The organism is Streptomyces sp. NPDC088707 (assembly GCF_044752725.1).
Lineage (GTDB): Bacteria > Actinomycetota > Actinomycetes > Streptomycetales > Streptomycetaceae > Streptomyces.
On record NZ_JBIVLV010000002.1, the window covers coordinates 454,565 to 473,491 of the forward strand.

General features: G+C 74.2%; 12 protein-coding genes. 5 read left to right on the top strand and 7 right to left on the bottom strand.

Annotated features, from left to right (window positions below; all coding sequences use genetic code 11):
* Positions 1-219 precede the first annotated feature (219 nt).
* The 5 genes from ACIP84_RS09420 (at position 220) to ACIP84_RS09440 (ending at position 8,151) form a co-directional block, all read left to right on the top strand.
* A complete protein-coding gene (locus ACIP84_RS09420) occupies positions 220-981 on the top strand; it encodes an IclR family transcriptional regulator (RefSeq protein ID WP_401796547.1) in 762 nt (253 codons plus the stop codon).
* A gap of 45 nt (positions 982-1,026) precedes the next feature.
* The gene (locus ACIP84_RS09425) at positions 1,027-1,356 is read left to right on the top strand and encodes a putative quinol monooxygenase (protein WP_055600751.1); all 330 of its coding nucleotides are present in this window, start codon (positions 1,027-1,029) and stop codon (positions 1,354-1,356) included.
* A gap of 105 nt (positions 1,357-1,461) precedes the next feature.
* Complete coding sequence (locus ACIP84_RS09430; RefSeq protein WP_401796549.1) at positions 1,462-2,496, top strand: LacI family DNA-binding transcriptional regulator; 1,035 nt, start codon at positions 1,462-1,464, stop codon at positions 2,494-2,496.
* A gap of 229 nt (positions 2,497-2,725) precedes the next feature.
* Positions 2,726-7,357, top strand: a complete 4,632-nt coding sequence (locus ACIP84_RS09435) for an aminotransferase class I/II-fold pyridoxal phosphate-dependent enzyme (RefSeq protein WP_401796551.1) — start codon at positions 2,726-2,728, stop codon at positions 7,355-7,357.
* Positions 7,357-8,151, top strand: a complete 795-nt coding sequence (locus ACIP84_RS09440; protein ID WP_401797104.1) for a class I SAM-dependent methyltransferase — start codon at positions 7,357-7,359, stop codon at positions 8,149-8,151. Before ACIP84_RS09435 ends, ACIP84_RS09440 begins: the two co-directional genes overlap by 1 nt.
* On the opposite strand, the gene ACIP84_RS09445 is transcribed toward ACIP84_RS09440, so the two are convergent.
* Genes ACIP84_RS09445 through ACIP84_RS09475 form a run of 7 tightly spaced genes read right to left on the bottom strand, consistent with a single transcriptional unit; the run spans position 8,142 to position 18,925 of the window.
* The gene (locus ACIP84_RS09445) at positions 8,142-9,422 is read right to left on the bottom strand and encodes a beta-galactosidase (RefSeq protein WP_401796554.1); all 1,281 of its coding nucleotides are present in this window, start codon (positions 9,420-9,422) and stop codon (positions 8,142-8,144) included. The genes ACIP84_RS09440 and ACIP84_RS09445 overlap by 10 nt on opposite strands.
* Positions 9,419-10,513 (bottom strand): glycosyltransferase family 4 protein, encoded by a 1,095-nt coding sequence (locus tag ACIP84_RS09450; RefSeq protein WP_401796557.1) that lies wholly within the window; start codon positions 10,511-10,513, stop codon positions 9,419-9,421. The genes ACIP84_RS09445 and ACIP84_RS09450 overlap by 4 nt, the downstream gene beginning before the upstream one ends.
* On the bottom strand, positions 10,500-12,188 hold the full coding sequence (locus tag ACIP84_RS09455) for an ArnT family glycosyltransferase (protein WP_401796560.1): 1,689 nt from the start codon (positions 12,186-12,188) through the stop codon (positions 10,500-10,502). The genes ACIP84_RS09450 and ACIP84_RS09455 overlap by 14 nt, the downstream gene beginning before the upstream one ends.
* Positions 12,185-13,069, bottom strand: coding sequence for a PIG-L deacetylase family protein (locus tag ACIP84_RS09460; RefSeq protein WP_401796563.1), 885 nt, complete (start codon positions 13,067-13,069; stop codon positions 12,185-12,187). The genes ACIP84_RS09455 and ACIP84_RS09460 overlap by 4 nt, the downstream gene beginning before the upstream one ends.
* The gene (locus ACIP84_RS09465; RefSeq protein ID WP_355964467.1) at positions 13,051-14,880 is read right to left on the bottom strand and encodes a glycosyltransferase; all 1,830 of its coding nucleotides are present in this window, start codon (positions 14,878-14,880) and stop codon (positions 13,051-13,053) included. The genes ACIP84_RS09460 and ACIP84_RS09465 overlap by 19 nt, the downstream gene beginning before the upstream one ends.
* A complete protein-coding gene (locus ACIP84_RS09470) occupies positions 14,877-17,477 on the bottom strand; it encodes a hypothetical protein (RefSeq protein ID WP_401796566.1) in 2,601 nt (866 codons plus the stop codon). Before ACIP84_RS09470 ends, ACIP84_RS09465 begins: the two co-directional genes overlap by 4 nt.
* Positions 17,474-18,925 (bottom strand): glycosyltransferase family 4 protein, encoded by a 1,452-nt coding sequence (locus ACIP84_RS09475; protein ID WP_401796569.1) that lies wholly within the window; start codon positions 18,923-18,925, stop codon positions 17,474-17,476. Before ACIP84_RS09475 ends, ACIP84_RS09470 begins: the two co-directional genes overlap by 4 nt.
* Positions 18,926-18,927 lie beyond the last annotated feature (2 nt).

Genomic DNA, 18,927 nt, shown 5'->3' on the forward strand with positions numbered 1-18,927 from the left:
GGGGATACGGAGGGGAGCGGAGGGGGCACAGAGGGTTCCCGGCCTCGCTCCGTCGCCCGCCCTGTCGCCTACGGGCTGTCGCCTCCGCCCCTGCCCTGTCGCCCCCGGGCTGCCGGGCTGTCGCCCCCAGGCCGGGGTGGGCGCGACAGGCCGGGGCGGGACCGACAAGCCCGGGCGCCCGGCAGCCGCACTCCCGCCCCGCCCGCCTAAGCTGGACCGATGCCTGTCCCGTCCCCGAGCCCCGGGCCCCAGTCCGTCGACCGGGCCCTCGCCGTCCTCGACGCCGTCGCCGACGCCGACCGGCCCGTCGGGGCGAAGGCGCTGGCCAGGCACCTCGGCTGCGCCCTCTCGACGGTCTACCACCTCACCGGGCCCCTGCTCGCGCGCGGTTACCTCGTCCGCACCGCCGACGGATACGCCCCCGGGCCCCGCGTCCCCGCCCTGCACCGCTCCCACCAGCGGCACCACGGGCTCGGCGCCGGCACCGGCGAGCTCCTCGGCCGGCTGCGGCGGGCCACCGGCGCGGAGGCCTACCACACCGCCTACCGCGACGGCCTGATCACCGTCGTCGACACCACCGCCCCCGTCACCGACGCCGCCCACCCCTTCGCGCCGGGCCCCGAGCAGCGCGCCCACGCGACCGCCCACGGCAAGGCGCTGCTCGCCGCGCTGCCGCGCCCGCTGCGCCGCCGCTATCTCGCGGAGCACGGGATGGCCCGCTTCACCGAGCGGACGATCACCAGCGCCGAGCGCTTCGAGGCCGAGGTCGACCGGGTGCGCGGGCAGGGCGTCGCCGTGTCCGTGGGCGAGGCGGACCCCGCGTACACCTGTCTCGCCGTCGCCCTGCCCGAGCGCGGCGACGGCATCGTGCACGCCCTGTCCGTCTCGCTGCCCACCGCCGACTTCGGCCGGCGGCAGGGCGAGATCCGTGCGGCGCTCACCCGTGCCGTACCCGGGTTTCCGGCTCTGCCGGAATCCTGACCGGACCGACTGGCCGTGCGGGCCCGGGCGCCGCAGGCTGGTCGCATGATCTTCATCGCCGTACGCTTCACCGCCCGCCCCGACCACGCCGACCGCTGGCTCGACCTGGTCGCCGACTTCACCCGCGCCACCCGCGAGGAGCCCGGCAACCTCTTCTTCGACTGGTCCCGCAGTGTCGACGACCCGAACGTCTTCGTCCTCCTGGAGGCCTTCGCGGACGCCGCGGCGGGCGCGGCCCACGTCGCCTCCCCGCACTTCACGGCCGGTCTCGAGGCCATGGCCGGAGCCATCGCCACCACCCCCGAGATCATCAACGTCGAGGTCCCGCAGCAGGGCTGGGGCGCCATGGCCGAGCTCGCCCCGACCGGCGCCTGAGCGTTCCCCGGGCCCTTCCGCCGCGCCCCCGGGACCGCCCCGCCCCGCCTGATAGGTTCGCGTGCACACGCAGGCGGGGCGGCGGCCCGAGGGGAGAAGCGGCACATGGCGGTGAGCGGGCGGCAGACCGGCAGGCCCACCCTTGAGGAGGTCGCGGCCAGGGCCGGAGTCGGCCGCGGCACCGTCTCCCGGGTCATCAACGGCTCCCCCCGGGTGAGCGAACAGGCCAAGGCCGCCGTCGAGCGGGCCGTCGCCGAGCTCGGCTACGTGCCCAACCGGGCCGCCCGCGCCCTGGCGGGCAGCCGGACCGACGCCGTCGCGCTCGTCATCCCCGAGACCGAGGCCCGGCTCTTCGCGGAGCCGTACTTCCTCGACATCATCCGCGGCGTCAGCAGCGAACTCGCCGACGCCGACAAGCAGTTGCTGCTCACCCTGATCCGCAGCGAGCAGGAGCGGCAGCGCTTCGAGCAGTACCTCGCCGCCCAGCGCGTCGACGGCGTCCTCCTCGTCTCCGTGCACGCCTCCGATCCTCTGCCCGACCAGGTCCGCGCCCTCGGCCTGCCCGCCGTCCTCAACGGCCGCCGCACCGAGGACGAGCGCGTCGCCTTCGTCGACTCCGACAACACCGGCGCGGGCCGGACGGCCGTCGCCCATCTCGCCGCACGCGGCCGCCGCGCCGTCGCCACCATCACCGGACCGCTCGACATGTACGTGGCCCGCTGCCGGCTCGACGGCTACCGGGAAGGCCTGGCGGAGGCCGGACTCGCCGCCGACGAATCGCTGGTCGCCACCGGGGACTTCACCGAGGAGGGCGGGCGGCACGCCATGCGCCGACTCCTCGGCCGCAGGCCGGACCTGGATGCCGTCTTCGCCGCGTCCGACGTCATGGCCGCGGGCGCGCGCAGCGTCCTGCGCGAGGCGGGCCGCCGGGTCCCCGAGGACGTGGCGCTCGTCGGTGTCGACGACTCGGCCGTGGCCCGGCACATGGACCCGCCGCTGACCAGCGTCCGCCAGCCCATCGAGGAGATGGGCCGCACCATGGCCCGGCTGCTGCTCCAGGAGATCGCCGAGCCCAGCGAGCCGGACGAGCAGCCCCGCCGGATGCTCCCGACGGAACTCGTGGTCCGCGCCTCCTCCTGACGCGAGTCCCTCCGGCCGTCCGCCTCCTCCTGACGCCGAGTCCCTCCGGCCGTCCGCCTCCTCCTGACGCGGGGCCACCCCGCCCTCGTACGCGCTGAGGTCCCCACGCGACCCGCTCCGAGATGCAGGGGCTCCGGGCGCCCCGGAGAATGGACACCGTACGGGGTCCTATCCGCGAACAGGGCGCTCCCGACGGCGTCCGTCCGACCCGGCAAGGGGGCGGTCGACGATGTCGCTGCGCCAGCCGAACCGGCCGTTCACAGCGACCGGGTCACTGCGCCGCTGGACCCTGGTGTACCTCGTCATCGTGGCCGCGCTGACGGCCGCCTACCTGCAGTTCCCCGAGCGCCACACCGTGCTCTGGGCGCTCATCGGCCTCGGCGGCGTCGCCGCCATCCTTGTCGGCGTCCACCTCCACAAGCCGTCCCGGCGCTGGCCCTGGCTGGTGCTGGCCGCCGCCAACCTCGCCTTCGTGGGCGGCGACACGGCGTACAACGCCCTGGAGGCCTTCTTCGGCCAGACCAGGCCGTTCCCCTCCGTCGCCGACGCCCTGTACCTGGCCACGTACCCGCTGTTCGCCATCGGCCTGTTCGGCTTCATCCGCTACCGGGCCGTCGGCCGCGACCTCGGCGTCGTCCTCGACGCGCTGATCCTCACCTCGGGCCTCGCCCTGCTCTCCTGGGTCAACCTCATCACCCCGCTGGCCAGGAGCGAGGACATGAGCTGGATCGAGAAGGCCATCTCCATCGCCTATCCCCTCGGCGACGTGCTGATGCTCGCGATGCTCGCCCGGCTGCTCGTGCCCGGCGGCCTCAGATCCCGGTCCGTGCAACTCCTCACCCTCGGCACCTGCGGCATCCTCGCCTCCGACGTCATCTACGGCACGCTCCAGCTGCGCGGCACCTGGCAGGTCGGCACCCCCTGGGACCTCGGCTGGGTCGTCTTCTTCACCGCCTGGGGGCTCGCCGCACTCCACCCCTCCATGACCGGACTCACCGAGCGCGCGCCCGAGCCCGCGCCGCACGTGGCCGAGCGACGGCTCGCCCTGCTCGCGGGTGCCTCGCTCGTCGCTCCCGCCCTGTTGCTGTTCCAGTCGCTGCGGCACGACCGGGACCAGGACATCGCCGTCATCGCGATCTTCTCGGCGCTGATGTTCCTGCTGGTCCTCGCCCGGCTCTGGGGCATGATGAACGACCACGGCAAGGCCGAGGCGCGCGAGCGCAGCCTCCGGATCGCCGCCGCCTCCCTCGTCGCCGCCCTGAGCCCCCGCGAGGTCGCCGGAGCCGTGGAGACCGCGTCCGCCACCCTCTTCGGACCCGGCACCGGTCACCAGGTCCTCCTGCTCACCAGGGACCGCCGGGGCGGCCTGAGCGGCGTCGCCACCACCGCCCACCCGTGGAGCTGCCGCACGGACGACCTGACCCGGCCGCCGTCCGCGGCATCCCGGACGTCGCTCGCGCCGACCTCGCCCGCCTCCACCCCGACCGCGAACGCGCCCGGCGGGAACGGGCCTCCCACCGCCTCCGCGTCCGGCAAGGCCCCTGCCCCCTCCGATCCGGTCCGTCCCGCCGGCGACCGGCCCCAGCCCCCGGGGACCGCCTGGCCCGACACCGTCTCCGACGGCACCCGGCTCATCCCCGTGTCCCGGCTCGACCCCGCCGTCGCCGCGGAGCTCGTCCCCGAGGCCTTCGCACTGCTCTGCCCCCTGGAACTCCAGGCCCCGGCGGGCCCCGAACCGCTGCTCGGCGTCCTCCTCATCGCCGGCCCGGAGAAGAAGCTCGCCGAGATCTCCGGCCCGGCCCAGTCCCTCGCCTCCCAGGCGGCCCTCGCCCTCGAACGCTTCGCCCTCAGCGAGGAGGTCAACCGCCGCACCAGCGAGGCCTACTTCCGCACCCTCGTGCACAACACCTCGGACGTCATCCTCATCGTCGACGACGACGACACCGTCCGGTACGCGAGCCCCTCCGCCGAGACCATGTTCGGCCGCTCCCTGCTCCCCGGCACCCCCCTCACCGACCTCGTCGCCCCCGCCGACACGGCCTCCGCCCTGCGCGTCCTGGCCGACGCGCGCACCCGCGCGGCCGTCGACGCCCGGGACGACTGGAAGCTCCTCCACGGCGGCTCGGCCGACCTGGAGGTGGAGGTCCGCTGCAGCAACCTCCGCGACGAACACACCGTGCACGGCCTCGTCCTCACGCTCCGCGACGTGACCGAACAACGGAAACTGGAACGCGAGCTGACGCACCGGGCCTTCCACGACTCCCTCACCGGGCTCCCCAACCGTGTCCTGCTCCTCGAACGCGTCGAGCGGGCCCTGCTCAGGGGACGCCGCGAATCCACCCTGACCTGCATGCTCTTCGTCGACCTCGACGACTTCAAGGTCGTCAACGACACCATGGGGCACTCCGTGGGCGACGAACTCCTGGTCGCCGTCGCCCGCCGCCTCACCTCCGTCCTGCGGCTCACCGACACCGCGGCCCGGCTCGGCGGCGACGAGTTCGCCGTCCTCATCGAGGGCGCGCGCGAACCCCGCGACGCCGAGACCCTCGCGGCGGAGATCGTGCACACCCTGAGCCAGCCCTTCCACCTCACCGACGGAGCCGTCTCGGTGTCGACCAGCGTCGGCATCGCGACCGTCCTCGACAGCGCCCACGCCGAGGAACTCCTCGGCCACGCCGACCTCGCCCTGTACGCGGCCAAGGCGGCCGGCAAGAAGCGCTGGAGGCTCTTCCACCCCGAGTTCCACTCCCGGCTCGTCGCCCGGCACGAACTCCAGGCGGGCATGGACACGGCCATCGCCGACAAGGCGTTCGCCCTGCGCTACCAGCCGATCGTCGAGGTCCGCGACGGTGCGCCGGCCGGCCTCGAAGCGCTCATCCGCTGGCCGCACGCCCGCCGCGGCATGGTCCCGCCGGACCAGTTCATCGCCCTGGCCGAGGAGAGCGGCCACATCATGCCGCTCGGCGCCTGGGTCCTCGAACACGCGGCGCTCGACATCGCCCGCTGGCAGCGCGCCCGCCCCCGCAAGTCCCCGCTGTACGCCAGTGTCAACGTCTCCGCCCGCCAGTTCCGCGACCCGGGGTTCCTCGAAGGAGTACGCCGCACCCTGCACTCCTCCGGGCTCGCGCCCGGCTCCCTCATCCTGGAGCTGACCGAGACCGTCCTGATGCGCAGGGACGCCCAGATCAGGACCACCATGGCGGCCCTGAAGGACCTGGGCGTCTCCATCGCCATCGACGACTTCGGCACCGGGTTCTCCTCGCTGAGCTACCTCCGCGAGTTCCCCATCGACGTCCTGAAGGTCGACAAGTCGTTCATCGACAACATCACGACCGACCCGCAGCAGGTCGCGCTCGTGGAGGGCATCGTGCGCATCGCCGACGTCCTCGGTCTCCAGGTCGTCGCCGAGGGCATCGAGAACGAGGAACAGCGGGCGCTCCTCGCCGACATGGGCTGCCGGTACGGGCAGGGCTACCTCTTCGCCCGCCCCATGACCGCCCACCAGGCCGAGTCCTATCTGCACCGCGCCCCGCCGTCCGGGGAGCGTCCGCCCGCCCGGCCCGCCGTCCGCCCCGCCGCCCGGGCGGGACGCCCCCCGCGCGCGTCCCGCTGGCGCGACCTCGAACACCTCCACCGGACCAGCCGCATGTGCGACGCCGTCATCGACGAGATCGACGGCCGCCGTATCCGGGTCGGCGACGACTGGCTCATCGACTTCGCCTCCTGCAACTACCTGGGTCTCGACCTCGATCCGACGGTCATCGAGGCGATCGAGCCGGAGGTCAGGCGCTGGGGCACCCACCCCAGCTGGTCCCGGCTCATCGGCAGCCCGCGGCTCTACCCCCGGATCGAGGAGCGGCTCACCGAACTCCTCGGCGCCTCCGACACGCTGCTGCTGCCCACCATCACCCTCATCCACCAGTCGGTGATCCCGCTCCTCGCCGGCACCGGACAGGTCTTCGTCGAGGCACAGGCCCACCGCACCGTGTACGACGGGTGCGTCGCCGCCCGCGGCCAGGGTGCCGAGATCCACCGCTTCCACGCCGAACGGCCCGACGAGCTGGAGGCGCTGCTGCGCGGCGCGCCCGCCGACGCCAACCGCCTCATCTGCATGGACGGCGTCAACAGCATGACCGGCAACTTCCCCGACCTCCCCACTCTGGCCCGGGTCTCGCGCGAGAACGGCGCCCTGCTGTACATCGACGACGCCCACGGCTTCGGGGTCATCGGAGAGCGGCTCCCCAGCGAGACCAGCCCCTACGGCTCGCGCGGCAACAGCATCGTCCGCCACCTCGGTGAGACCTACGACGACCTGGTCCTGGTCGGCGGCTTCTCCAAGGCGTTCTCCTCGCTGCTCGCCTTCCTCGCCGTCCCGAAGTGGCTCAAGGACCATCTCAAGGTGGCGGCGGCCCCGTACCTCTACTCGGGCCCCTCGCCGACGGCCTCGCTCGCCACCGCCCTGGCCGGACTCGACGTCAACGACGCGCGCGGGGACGAGATCCGGGCCGGTCTCTACCGCAAGACGGCCCGGGTGCTCGCGCACGTCCGCGCCCTCGGCATCGCCACCCCCAACACCGACGGACTGCCGATCATCGAGATCCCGCTCACCGACGCCGACGACCTCGACCAGGTCGCCGGCTTCCTCTGGGAGCACGGCATCTACGTGACCCTCGCCTCCTACCCGCTCGTCCCGCGCGACCGGGTCGGCTTCCGCGTCCAGATCACCGCCGCCAACACCGACGAGGAGATCGAGGAACTCTGCACGGCGCTCACCCTGCTCGCCGCACGCTTCTCCCTGCAGGCCGCCGGCGCCGCACGCCCCTCCGCCGTCACGGCCGCCCGGGGACCGGAGCCGCCGTGATGGGCCCGACCCGGGTGCGCCGCAACCAGGACGCCGACTGGGACGCCTGGCCCGTCACCGACTACCTCGCCGAGAACTACCGCAGGCTCCACCCGTGCGACATCGGCGTCATCCACCACCACGCCGCCGTCTACCGGCACATCGCCCCCGGCAGCCTGGCCCGCACCCTCGAACTCGGCGCCGGCCCCAACCTCTACCCGCTGATGCTCGCGGGCGCCGCGAGCCGCCGGATCGACGCCCTCGAACCCAGCGCCGCCAACCTCCGCTACCTGCGCCGCCAGCTCGACGGGGGCCCCGACGCCAGCTGGCAGCCCTTCTACTCCCTGTGCCGCTCCCTCGACCCCGCCCTGCCCGAGAGCAGTACGGAGGCGCTGCGCCCGGTGCGGATCGTGCCCGGCGGCATCGACGACCTGGCGCCCGGCACGTACGACCTCGCCTCGATGAACTTCGTCGCCGAGAGCGTCACCGAGGACTCCGCCGAGTTCACCCTGTTCTGCGACGCCTTCGTGCGAGCCGTCCGCCCCGGCGGACGGCTCCTCGCCGCGTTCATGGAACGCATGCCGAGCTACCGCATCGGCGAGGGGCCGGTCTGGCCCGCCTGCCCGGTCGACGAAGCCGCCCTGCGGGCCGTCTTCGCGCCCCGCACCACCGGCCTGCGGATCGCCCGGGTCGCCAAGGACCTCACCCTGCCCGAGTACGGGGACACCGGCATCCTGCTCCTCGCCGCCGAGCGACCGGACGGGCCGCCGACCTGGCCCCGCACCCCCGCCGGCGCCCCCGCGCCTCAGGGATGACGCCGGATCGTCTCCGCGTACTCCCGCAGGGACGAGCCGGGCGTCCCGTCGTACAGATTGCCGTCGAAGGCCCACATGACGCCCTCCAGACCGCAGGACGCCATCTGCTTGTACGCCGTCTCCGTCACCCCGGGCCGGTAAGGGGAGACCTGCGGCCCGGCGCTCTCCCCGGTCAGCCGGTTGAAGCCCGCGCTCCTGGCCACCGCCACCACCCAGCGCGCCGAGGACCAGTCGCGCACCAGCGCGTCGGGCGGGGCGTCGACGTCCGTCCTCGCGTCGGCGGGCTCGCAGCCGTTGTCGTCCGGGTCGCCCGTCCCGTCCACCAGGGCGGTGGTGACGATCCGTACCGTGTCCCGGTGCTCGACCAGCGGGAGCGTCAGGAAGAACCCGGCGCCGCGCGCGACGAGCCGGATCGCCGGGGTGCCGACGAGCCGGGCGTCGACGGCCGCCCGCAGGTCGGAGGGGTAGAAGCCGGCCCCCGGGACGAGGATCTTGAGCGCCCCCTCGTACCCGAGCGAGGTGTACAGGTCCAGCTGCCAGTTCACCGCCCCGGCCAGGGCCCCGGCGTACCAGTCGAACCACCGGGCCACCTGCTCCCGGGTGAACGGCTTCCCGTGGTACGTGGCCTCCCCGGGACGCCACCCCGGGTACGGGCTGCGCGCCTGGGCGTGGCTGTCGTACGCCCAGAACTCGGCGGGACCGTCGCTTTCCGACAGCGGGGTCGGATAGGCGAACTCGCCGCTCTCGTTGACGCCGATCCGGACCGCCCAGAAGTTCTCCAGACCGATCAGCCGGTCCACCGCGCGCGCGTACTCGGTGATGTGCTCCCGGACGGGTTCGCTGAACACGATGTTCGGGACACCGGTGGACCGGTCCCCGAACTGGTTCACGAAGACCGACTCCGGGAAGGCGTCCGGCAGCCACGGCGGCGGATGGTTGAGACCGAGCCCCGCCTCCACCCGCAGCCCCGCGTCCCGGAAGACGGCGAGCTCCTCCCGCACCTCGCGCGCGTACTCCTCGTCGTACACGCCCTGCTCGGGCTCCAGCCTGCTCCAGTCGATCTGGAGATGGGCGACCTGGATGCCGTGCTCGTACTCCGTGACCGCCCGGTCCGGCTCGGTCTGCAGGGTGCCGTACCAGTACGGCTCCGGCTCCGGGTCCGTCGGCTCGCTCCGCAGCACGGCGAACGCCCCCACGAGCAGCACGAGGACCGCGAGGACCGCCAGCGCGACCGACACACCACGGGATCCGGTCCACCACAGCGCCGTCACGACAGCAGCTCCCGGTACAGGGACCCGTACCGGGCCGCGAACCGCTCGGGACCGAAGTGGTCCTCCACGAGCGCCCGGCCCCGGTCGGCCAGCACGTCCCAGGAGCGCGGCTGGTCGAGCAGCCACGCCAGCTGCTGCCCGGTGCGGCGCGCGTCGCCCGCCGGGGCCCGCAGCACCGCGTGACCGAAGTCGGCGAACTGGGGCAGGTCGCTGAGGATCGCCGGCCGCCCCGAGGCGAGCGCCTGCAGGACGGTCAGCGGGATGTCGGCCTTGCCGCCGAGGACGGCCGGCGGGAACAGCAGCACATGCACGCCGGAGAGCAGCGCGTGCATGTCCTCGACGTACCCCCGCACCTCGAAGTCGGTGAGCCCCGCCGCCCCGGCCCGCTCCCGAAGCGCCTCGTCGAGCATCGCGTTGTCCTGCCCCGGACGCCCGCGCATGGCGAGCACGAGGTGGAAGCTCGCCCCCGTCCGTACGGCCTCCGCCGCCGCGTCGATCGCCGTCTCCGCACCGCCGTGCGGATCGTGGTGTCCCGCGAACAGCACCACCGGGAACCCCTTCGGGCGCGGCAGGTAGGGCCACTCGTCCAGGCCGATCATGGGCGGGATCACTCGTACGTCCGCGAAGTCCGCGGCCCGCAGCCGCCGTGCCATGGACTCCGACAGGGCGACCGTCGTCCCCAGCGGCCTGACGTGGTTCAGGAAGCGGGTGTTCATCACCCCGGGCACGGTGTGGACGACCGGTCGCCTCCCGAGCAGCAGCGGGCGCAGCCACGAGAAGGCCGGGAAGGTACGGCCGACGGTGAGGAAGGCGTGCACCAGGTCGACCCGGCGGGACTGGACCGCGCCGAAGAGGGCGGACTGCATCCGCTCGGGAACGTGCGGCACACCGTCGCTTGACAGGATGCGCACCGCCCGGCCGCGCCCCGGCGGGGACTGCCGGCGGCCCGGCCACTGGGAGAACCAGACGAAGTCGACGTCGGGCAGCGCCCCGAGGACGTCGGCGGCGAGCCGCACGTCACACCCTTCCGCCCCGTCCAGCGGGCTGCTGGTCAGCAGGAGGACGCGGGGACGCCGCTCACCGTGGCGCATCGCCCGCTCCCGTCGCGGGAAGGCCGTCGCCGCGCTCCGCCGGAGGGGGTGGCGGGGCGGGCAGCAGAGGGCCCGTCACCGTCGATCCCGGCACCGCGAGCGCGGTCAGGCTCGGTCCGGGCAGCGGCGACGGCAGGCGGTACAGGGCGAGAGTGCCGTATGTGGGGCCGTCGAACGCGAACACCGGCCGCAGCCCCTCCGTGAGCCGCCGCACCTCGGCGAGCGAGTACCGCCCGTATCCCTGCTCGATGACCCGCCACGGCACGATCACGTACGGGGCGTCGTTGACCGCCTGCTCCTCGGGGGCCGCCCAGTGCCCGAGCCGGTAGGTGTCCATCAGGGCCCAGTTGGTGACACCGCGCGTCCGCTGCCCGTCCACGGTGACGATCCCGCTGCCCGCCGGTACATGGGCGAGCAGATGGGCGCGGAGACGTTCGAAGCCGTCGTCGGGGGTCCACCGGTCGCGGGCGTACACCGCGGCGGGGGCGGCGACCACGGCGACCAGGGCGGTCCAGGCAGCCAGGCGCAGTCCGGGCCGGCTCCGGGACGGCATCGGCACGGTGACCGCGAGCGCTACCAGGTTGGGCACGAACAACAGGTACAGGGCCTGCTCCTCCAGGGTGCCCACGCCGAGCGCGTACCCGAGGGTGACGATCGCCGAGGCGTGGAAGAGCGCGAGCAGCCGGTACACCGGCTCCTTGCGGCGCAGCAGCAGGAAGAGCGCGACCGGGGTGAGGGCGAGGAGCAGATACGTGCCCGCGTACCCCGGGAGTTCGGCGAGGAGCCGGCCCGAGAGCGAGGGCGTGCCCTCCGCGTTGAAGCCGGTCTCCTGGACGACTCCGAGGAGGCGGCGGACCCCGGACGTCTTGGCCTCCCAGAACTCGTCGAAGTGCCCGAACCCGGACAGGAACGCCACGTAGACGACGTACGAGAGCACGGTCACCCCGGTGGTGAGGGCGACGAGCCTGCGGGGCGGACCCCAGCCGAGCAGCAGGGCGGCGAGCAGCGGCAGCACGGTGATCAGCACCGCGTGGTCCTTCGACAGGACAGCGAGGCCGAAGAACACCCCGGCGAGCAGCGCCCGGGCCCGCGGCCGGGGTGGCGGCTCGGCGCGGGTGAGACCCACCAGGACCAGATAGCCGGCGAGGATCCACACCATCGTCCCGGTCTCCAGGAGCACCCGGTTGTTCTGCCGGATGCAGAACTGGTCCAGGGCGAAGACCAGACCGGCGACCGCGCCCGCGCCGCGCGACCGCACCCGGGCGACGAGGAAGACGACGAGGGCCGCGGTGACCCCGGCCAGGAGCGCGTTGAGCACCCGCGAGGAGTGCACGCCCGCGATGATGTCGGAGTGCTCCCCGACGAGCTTGGTCCAGCCGGCCTCCACGTAGAAGTAGCCGGGCGGGTGCAGGAAGAACAGGCCCTCGTCGGTGCGGGGGAAGCCGCCCGCCGCGGCGCTCTCCCCGAGCTGCCGGTAGATCGGCTCGTCGATGAACAGGTCGCCCGCCCGGCTGATCTCCACCAGCCGGAGGGTCACGGTGAGGAGCGCCGCGGCGGCCGCGTACACCGCGGTCGGCACCGAGCCGAGCCGGAGGCGCCGACGTGCCGGTGAGGGCGGGGCAGGGGTGGCCGGTTCGGTCCGGGCGGACGAGGGAGCGGTGCGCGGGATCGTCACGACACACCCCTCGGAGTGCGGATCCCGCGGGCTCCGCGCGTCGGTGCCGGGTGCGTCGGCCGGGGGCGGACCGTCGCGTCCGCGCTCTCGGGGAAGAGGTAGACCTCGGGCGCCGTGGGGACGCGGCCCTCGGGGAACATGGCGTCGGCCTGGCTCCCGTAGCCCTGGATCAGCTCGGCCTTCCGGTCGAGTCCGCGCTCCCAGTCGCGGGCGACCAGACCGTGCCGGGCGGTGAACCGGGCGTCGGGATCGGCGTGCTGGTTGTACGGGAAGTCGCTGTAGTACACGACCGGGCGCCCGCACCGCTCCGCCGCGGTGCGGACGAGGACGTGGTCGGCGTGCCCGCCCACGCCCAGCGGGGCGAGGACCAGGCCGCCGTCGGTGCCGGGCAGCAGGGCGTCGATCGTCTCGCCCACGGCGCGGAGCGTCTCCTCGTCGTACGGGGAGACCCGGCCCCGGGACAGGTGCAGCCGGTACGTCGGGTACACATGGGTCAGTTCGGGCAGCAGCCCGGCCAGACGCGCGGTGCCCGGGCGCGGCCGCGGCAGCCGTCGGAACAGCCCGTCGACCAGTCCGACGTGGCACCACCCGACGTCGAGCCGCTCCAGGACCCGCAGGTCCTCGGCGCGGCGCTCGGCGTAGAGTTCCTCGGCGTTCTCGGCGCCGGTCTGCTTCAGGTACTGGCGGGCGGACAGGGTGTGCGGCGGCGGCGCGGCCTCGGTGAAGAGGGAGGCGACGGTCACCGGCGCCCGGCGCCCGGCCCATCCGAGCAGCCCGCCGCAGGACAGGACGGCGTCGTCCAGGTGCGGCGAGAGCACAAGGATCGGGACGTCCGAGCCGACGACGGTCCGGACGAACCCGGTCAGCGGGTCGACTGCCATGACGCACCCCTCTTCCTCCTCGGCCGCCGTGCGGGCGCGGGAGTGTCCAGAAGCCTGTGGGCCAGGGCCAGATAGCGGCCCGTCATCTCGTCCCACGTGTAGTGCTGGGCGGCGATACCGGAGCGCCGCCCCAGCCGGCGGCGCAGCGCCGCGTCGGTGGCCAGCTCGTTCATCCGCCGGCCGAAGGCCGCCACGTCGAACGGCGGCACGGTCACATCGCCGCCGTCGCGCATCCAGCGCAGCGCGGGCAGATCGAAGTGGAGGACGGGCTTGCCGTACGCCATGCCTTCGAGGGCCACGAGACCGAAGGTCTCGTGGCGGGACGGCACCACCAGGAAGGCGCAGTCGCGCAGCAGTTGGCGCTTGCGGTCGCCCTCGGCGTATCCGACCCAGTGGATCCGGGGCTTCGCTCCGCGGGCGTGGGCGGCCACGAGTGCGGCGAGCCGGCGTTCCTCGGCCGGGGTGCCGCTGCCCGCGATCAGCAGCTCCAGGGGCGGCTCGGCGCTCTCGTACGCGTCGAGGAGCAGGTCGAGGCCCTTGACCCAGGTGTCGACGCGTCCCAGGAACAGGATGAACTGCCCGCCGCCCAGCCGGCTCTCGTCGAGGTCCCGGTGTTCGACCCCGTTGGCGATGACCTGGACGTCGGCCCGGGGGCTGTGCCGGCGGATCTCCGATCCGTCGGCCGCGTTCATCACCACGATGTGCCGGTAGCAGCGCAGCCCGAGCCGTTCGACCAGGAAGAAGGGGACGTGGTAGCGCCGCCACAGGGCCTCGGCGCTGCGGCCCTGGTCGATGCCGATGACCGGGGCGGCCGTCGTCAGGGGCAGGAAGCTCGTCGAGAACGGGGGAGTGAAGCTCTCCAGCCACAGGTCGTGGCGGATGCGGCGGGCGACGAACGGGAGCAGCGTCAGGAACAGCAGCTGGCCGGCGCGCGGACCGGCCCGGCAGACCGGCAGCCGGACGTAGCGGATGCCGTTGCGCTCCTCGCTGCCGCTGTCGCGGCCGGCGGTCACGACGGTCACCCGGAAGTCCTCGGCGAGCCGGCGGGCCACCTTGCCGACGACCAGCGCGCCACCGCCCCGGTAGGCGGGGTTCTCCGCGTCGTCGTAGATGGACACCACCACGTGCCGCCGCCGCAGGGTCGTGTGCCGGATCCGCTCCCGGTCCCGGACCGCGTCGAGGATCCGGTCGAGCGCCTCGCCCGCGACCAGCGACTGCGACCGTTCGCCGTCGATCCGCGCAAGCCGCGGCAGCCGCTGGGACCAGCTCCGGTAGCGGGCCCACCAGAGGGCCGGGGGACCGGCGACCTCCTCCCAGCCGCGGTCCCGCAGGGTGTCGGGTCCGGTCTCCACGAGCAGGGTCAGTCCGTAGCGGTCGGCGATCCGGCGGAACACGGACGCCGCCGCCGAGCGGCCCGGCAGGTCGAACTTCACCAGGCCGTCCAGCGGCCCGCGGTCCGTGAGGACCACGGACTCCCCGCCCCGCGCGCGCCTGCGGGCCCGCGCTTCGGCGACCGCGATCCGGGCGGCCAGTTCGGCCGCGTCCAGCAGCGCGTGGGCACGGCGCAGCCGGGATCCCCGGCGCTTGGGATCCGTGGCGCGCCGTGCCCACCCGCCCCCGCCCGGTCCCCTCTCACTCGCCTTGGGGGGGACCGGGAACCCGCGGCACAGGAAGCAGCCGTAGCAGTGCAGGGCGACGACGGTGAGGCCGCTCTCGTCGAGCAGCGCCGCGAGCCGGCAGACCAGCGAGGACTTGCCTGCCCCGTCCGGCCCGGACACGGCGACCAGCAGGGGGCGGTGGGAGCTGGTCATGGCACTCGCCTCCGCAGTTTCTTGGTCACCACGAGCGGCACCCGCAGGGACGCCTCGCGGGTCGCGGCACGCAGCCGGCCCTCGCCGAGGAGGTGGCCCGAGTGTTCGGCCCCCACCCGGAGGGAGGTCGCCACCGGGAGCGGCAGGGGCAGCGGCACGCGTTCGCCCCGGTCGAGCCGTGCCATCGCCTCGACGGCGGTGTCGAGCGCCTCCCGGCCGCCGGCGGACCAGCCCTCGCGGGCGGCCTCGTGACGGGCCTCGGCCACGACGTCGGGGTGGAGGAGCGAGCGCAGGGCGAGGAGTTCGGAGAGGTCCAGGGTCAGGTTCTGGAAGAGGGCGTGCGCCAGCCAGATCCGCAGCCGGTCGGAGGGGCAGGGCGTCAGCCAGGCGTACCCGTCGGTGCCGTCGTCCGCGGTGTCGCCGTCCTCGGCGTCGCGCGGGTGCCCGTCCGGGGAGCCGTTCGCGTGCCCGTCGGTGTGTCCGTCGGTGTGCCCGTCGGTGTGTCCGCTCGCGGGGCCGGGCCGTGGGACGTGCTCGGCGCGGGCGAAGAGCCGGTCGGTCGGCACCACGGGGACGCCGAACCACGAGACCGAGCCGTGCAGATGGGCCGCCGGGCCGTTCGGGGGTTCCAGGAGCACCTTCGTCGAGTGCTCCAGCCAGTACGTCGTGCGGTGCGCGTACCAGCCGTCGAGCGCGGCCTGCGCGGCCCGCAGACGCCCCGGGGGCACCACCAGGTCGAAGTTGCCGTACACGTAGTCCCCCGCCAGATCGGCCTTGATCAGGACGGTCGGGATGCCCGCCGCCCGCAGCCGGTCCGTGGACTCGACGAGGTTCCGCCGGAACAGCCCGGTCGCGCTCTCCACCTCGGTGAGCGTGGCCGCGAGCTGACGGGGGTACGCGCGGGCCAGCCGGCCCTCGACCTGGTTGCGCCGGGCCGCGGCCAGCGCACCGAGGAGCTCCTCGTCCGCGGCGGGCCGGACCCGACCCCGCCACACGGCGTCGACGAGAAGGTTCACGGCGTGCTCGTCGTGGACCGCGGCCCGGGTCCCTGCGGCCTCGGCGGGCGGCGGCTCCCGCCGCCCGGGTGCGGGCTCCGCCTCCGGAGCCGCCCCGGTCCCGCCGTTCGGCGGCGCCTTCCCCGGCCCTGCCACGGGCCCGTCGCCGGGTCCGCCGTCGGGGCCGGTCCCGAGTGCGGGAGTCCGCCGCCGTCCGAAGAACCGCCACAGGGCCACCGTGGTGACCACCAGCGCGGCGGCGAACCACACGTAGGTGAACGGGCGGAGCAGCGCAAGGCCCGCGGCCAGTGCGAGCAGGGGCAGCACCACCCGGCCGAAGGGCCGCTCGGCGACCCCGAACCCGTGCCGGCGGGAGTGCCGCACGGCCAGCAGGACCAGCGCGGCGACCGTTCCGCACAACCCGCCGATCGCCATGCCCAGCACGCCGCCGGTCGCCCAGCCGGTCGCCAGGGCCGTCACGTACAGGCCGAGTCCCACGAGCAGCGTGCGCAGGCACGCGTAGTCGTCGACGGCCTGGGCGAAGGTCACGAGGAGGGCGAGCGCGCCGAGCGCGAGGCCCGCCGTCGCCGTGCAGGCCATCAGCGTGGAGACCATCGAGTAGCCCGAGGGGAAGACCGTGGTGATGAGCGCGTTCGGCACCGTCGCGGCCACCACCGTCAGGGGCAGCGCCACGGTCAGGTACATCCGCAGCGCGCTCGCCGTCAGCGGGTCGCCCGCCCGGCGCCGCGAGAGCGCGGGCAGGAAGGCGATCGAGACGGCCCCGGCCAGGAACAGCGGGACCCGGCCCAGCATGACCGCCGCCTGGTAACTGGCCGCCGCCGCGCGGTCGGTCGGCAGCATCGCGACGAGGACGATGTCCACGGAGGCGAGCAGCGCCACCACCCCCTGGAGCGAGGCGACGCCGGACGCCCGCCGCCACAGGTCCCGGTCGGCGCTCACCGCGCGCCACGGCCGGCGTGGCTCGTTGCGGAACCGGTTCGGCCGGAAGAACACGTACGGCAGTACGGCGACGGCGAAGGCGGCGAGGGCGCCCGTCTCGCCGAGCCCCAGCGCCGTCACGAAGAAGAGTCCCACGCCGAACTTGAGGAGGGCCTCGACGGCGGTGAGGACCGCGAGGGTCCGCAGCCGCTCGGTGCCCTGGAGCCACCCGACGCTGACCCGGGTGACGTAGATGGCCAGGGTCGAACCCGCGATGGCGAGGGTCGTCAGGGTGCCCGCGAACTCCATCGCCACACAGCCCACCGCGACCGCGGCGACGGTTCCGCCCACGACGGCCGTGATCATCGCGAAGCGGACCGCCTCGCCCCGTTCGGCGTCCGAGCCTGCCCGGGCGAGGGCCTGGGCCAGCATCCAGGGCACGGTGACCACGGCGACCGCCGCGGTGCACACGACCAGCCCCTGACCGGCGGCGAAGGTGGCGTACCCGGACACGTCCAGGAGCCGGGTGAGGATCAGGGTGTACGCGTAGTTCACCGCGCCGACCACGACCACCGCGGTCGCGATCCAGCGCGCGCCGTGGACGGCGGTGACCTCGTCCTGGTGGACGGGCGACCGCTCGGCGACGCGCGCGGCGGAGGTCATGACGGCCGCCCGGGGTCCGGACCGCCGACGGACCCTTCACCGGGCTCGGCCGCGCCGAGCAGGACGTCGTGGCCGTTCGCCAGGACGATGTCGGCCTCGGCGACGTCGAGGCGGCGCAGCGCGCTCAACGCCCGCATCTCGTCGCAGCCGTGGAGCAGCAACCGGAAGGCGGCGCCGTTCCGTTGCCAGGCGTCGGTCTGCCGCAGCGCGCGGCGGACCGCACGCTCGGTGGACTCGGGGTCGGGGGACGTGAAGCGCGTGACGACGGACAGGTCGCTGGCCGAGCGGCGCGAGCGCCGGTGCCGGCGGATGCGCTGGAGGTCCTCCACGACGACCTGGGCGAGCCGTTCGGCGCTGGCGTCCCAGGAGAAGGCGGCGGCCCAGGCGCGGCAGCGGGCGGCGGTGCGGGCCCGCGCCTCGGGGGTGGACAGCGCGTCGAGGGCCGAGGCGATACCGGCCGCCAGGTCCGCGTCGGGGGCGAGGAGCCATCCGTTGACGCCCGGGCGGATCGCGTCCCGCAGCCCCGGTACGTCGAAGGCGAGCGCGGGGGTGCCGACGGTGTTCGCCTCGATGACGGCGAGACCCCAGCCCTCGGCGACCGACGGAACGACCGTCAGCCACGCTCGGTGGAACAGCTCCTGCTTGCGCTCGTCGGAGACGTGTCCGTGGAACTCGACGGCGGAGCCGATGCCGAGACCGGCGGCGAGCTTGCGCAGCGACTCGCCCTCGGGGCCGTCCCCGCACAGGTCGACGCGGAGCTCCGGCAGACGGCGCAGCAGCGCCGGCATGGCCCGCAGAATCAGGTCGACCCGCTTCTGCGGTACGAGCCGGCTGACGACGGTGAGGGCCGGGGTCGCCGACCGCTGCCCGGCGGGACCCGTGAGCAGGGGGTGGGGGCGCCCGTTGGGCACGATGTGGATCGGATTGCCGAAGCCGAGTTCCCGCCGGGTGCCCTCGCGGGTGGAGGGCGAGACGACGACCACGGGCCGGCCCCGGTAGACGCGCCGGCTGACCTGCTTCTCCAGGACCCGGCCGACGGTGTTCATCGGCCAACGGAACCGGGTGTCGAACTGGTGCTGGTGGACGTGGTGGATGACGCAGAGGTCCGCGGTCCAGCGGGGTGTGAACAGGGGCGAGAAGAACGGGATCCCGTTCTGGAAGTCGACCACGGCGTCGTACGCGTGACGGTTCCGCAGCAGGTGCGCCGCGGCGGCGGCGTACACGCCGAACGTGCCGCCGCCGCGCACGACGCGGATCCCGTCGCGGTACTCGCGGGCACGCGAGCCGGGGTACCGAGACGAGACGAGGGTGACGTGGGCTCCGGCCGCCGCGAACCGCCGGGCGATCTCCCAGCAGTACGCCTCGGCCCCACCCGCGTCGGGGTGTGTGGGGTCACGCCAGTTGAGGAAGGCGAGGTCGGTACGGGCGAGCCGGTCGAGTGCGGTCATGA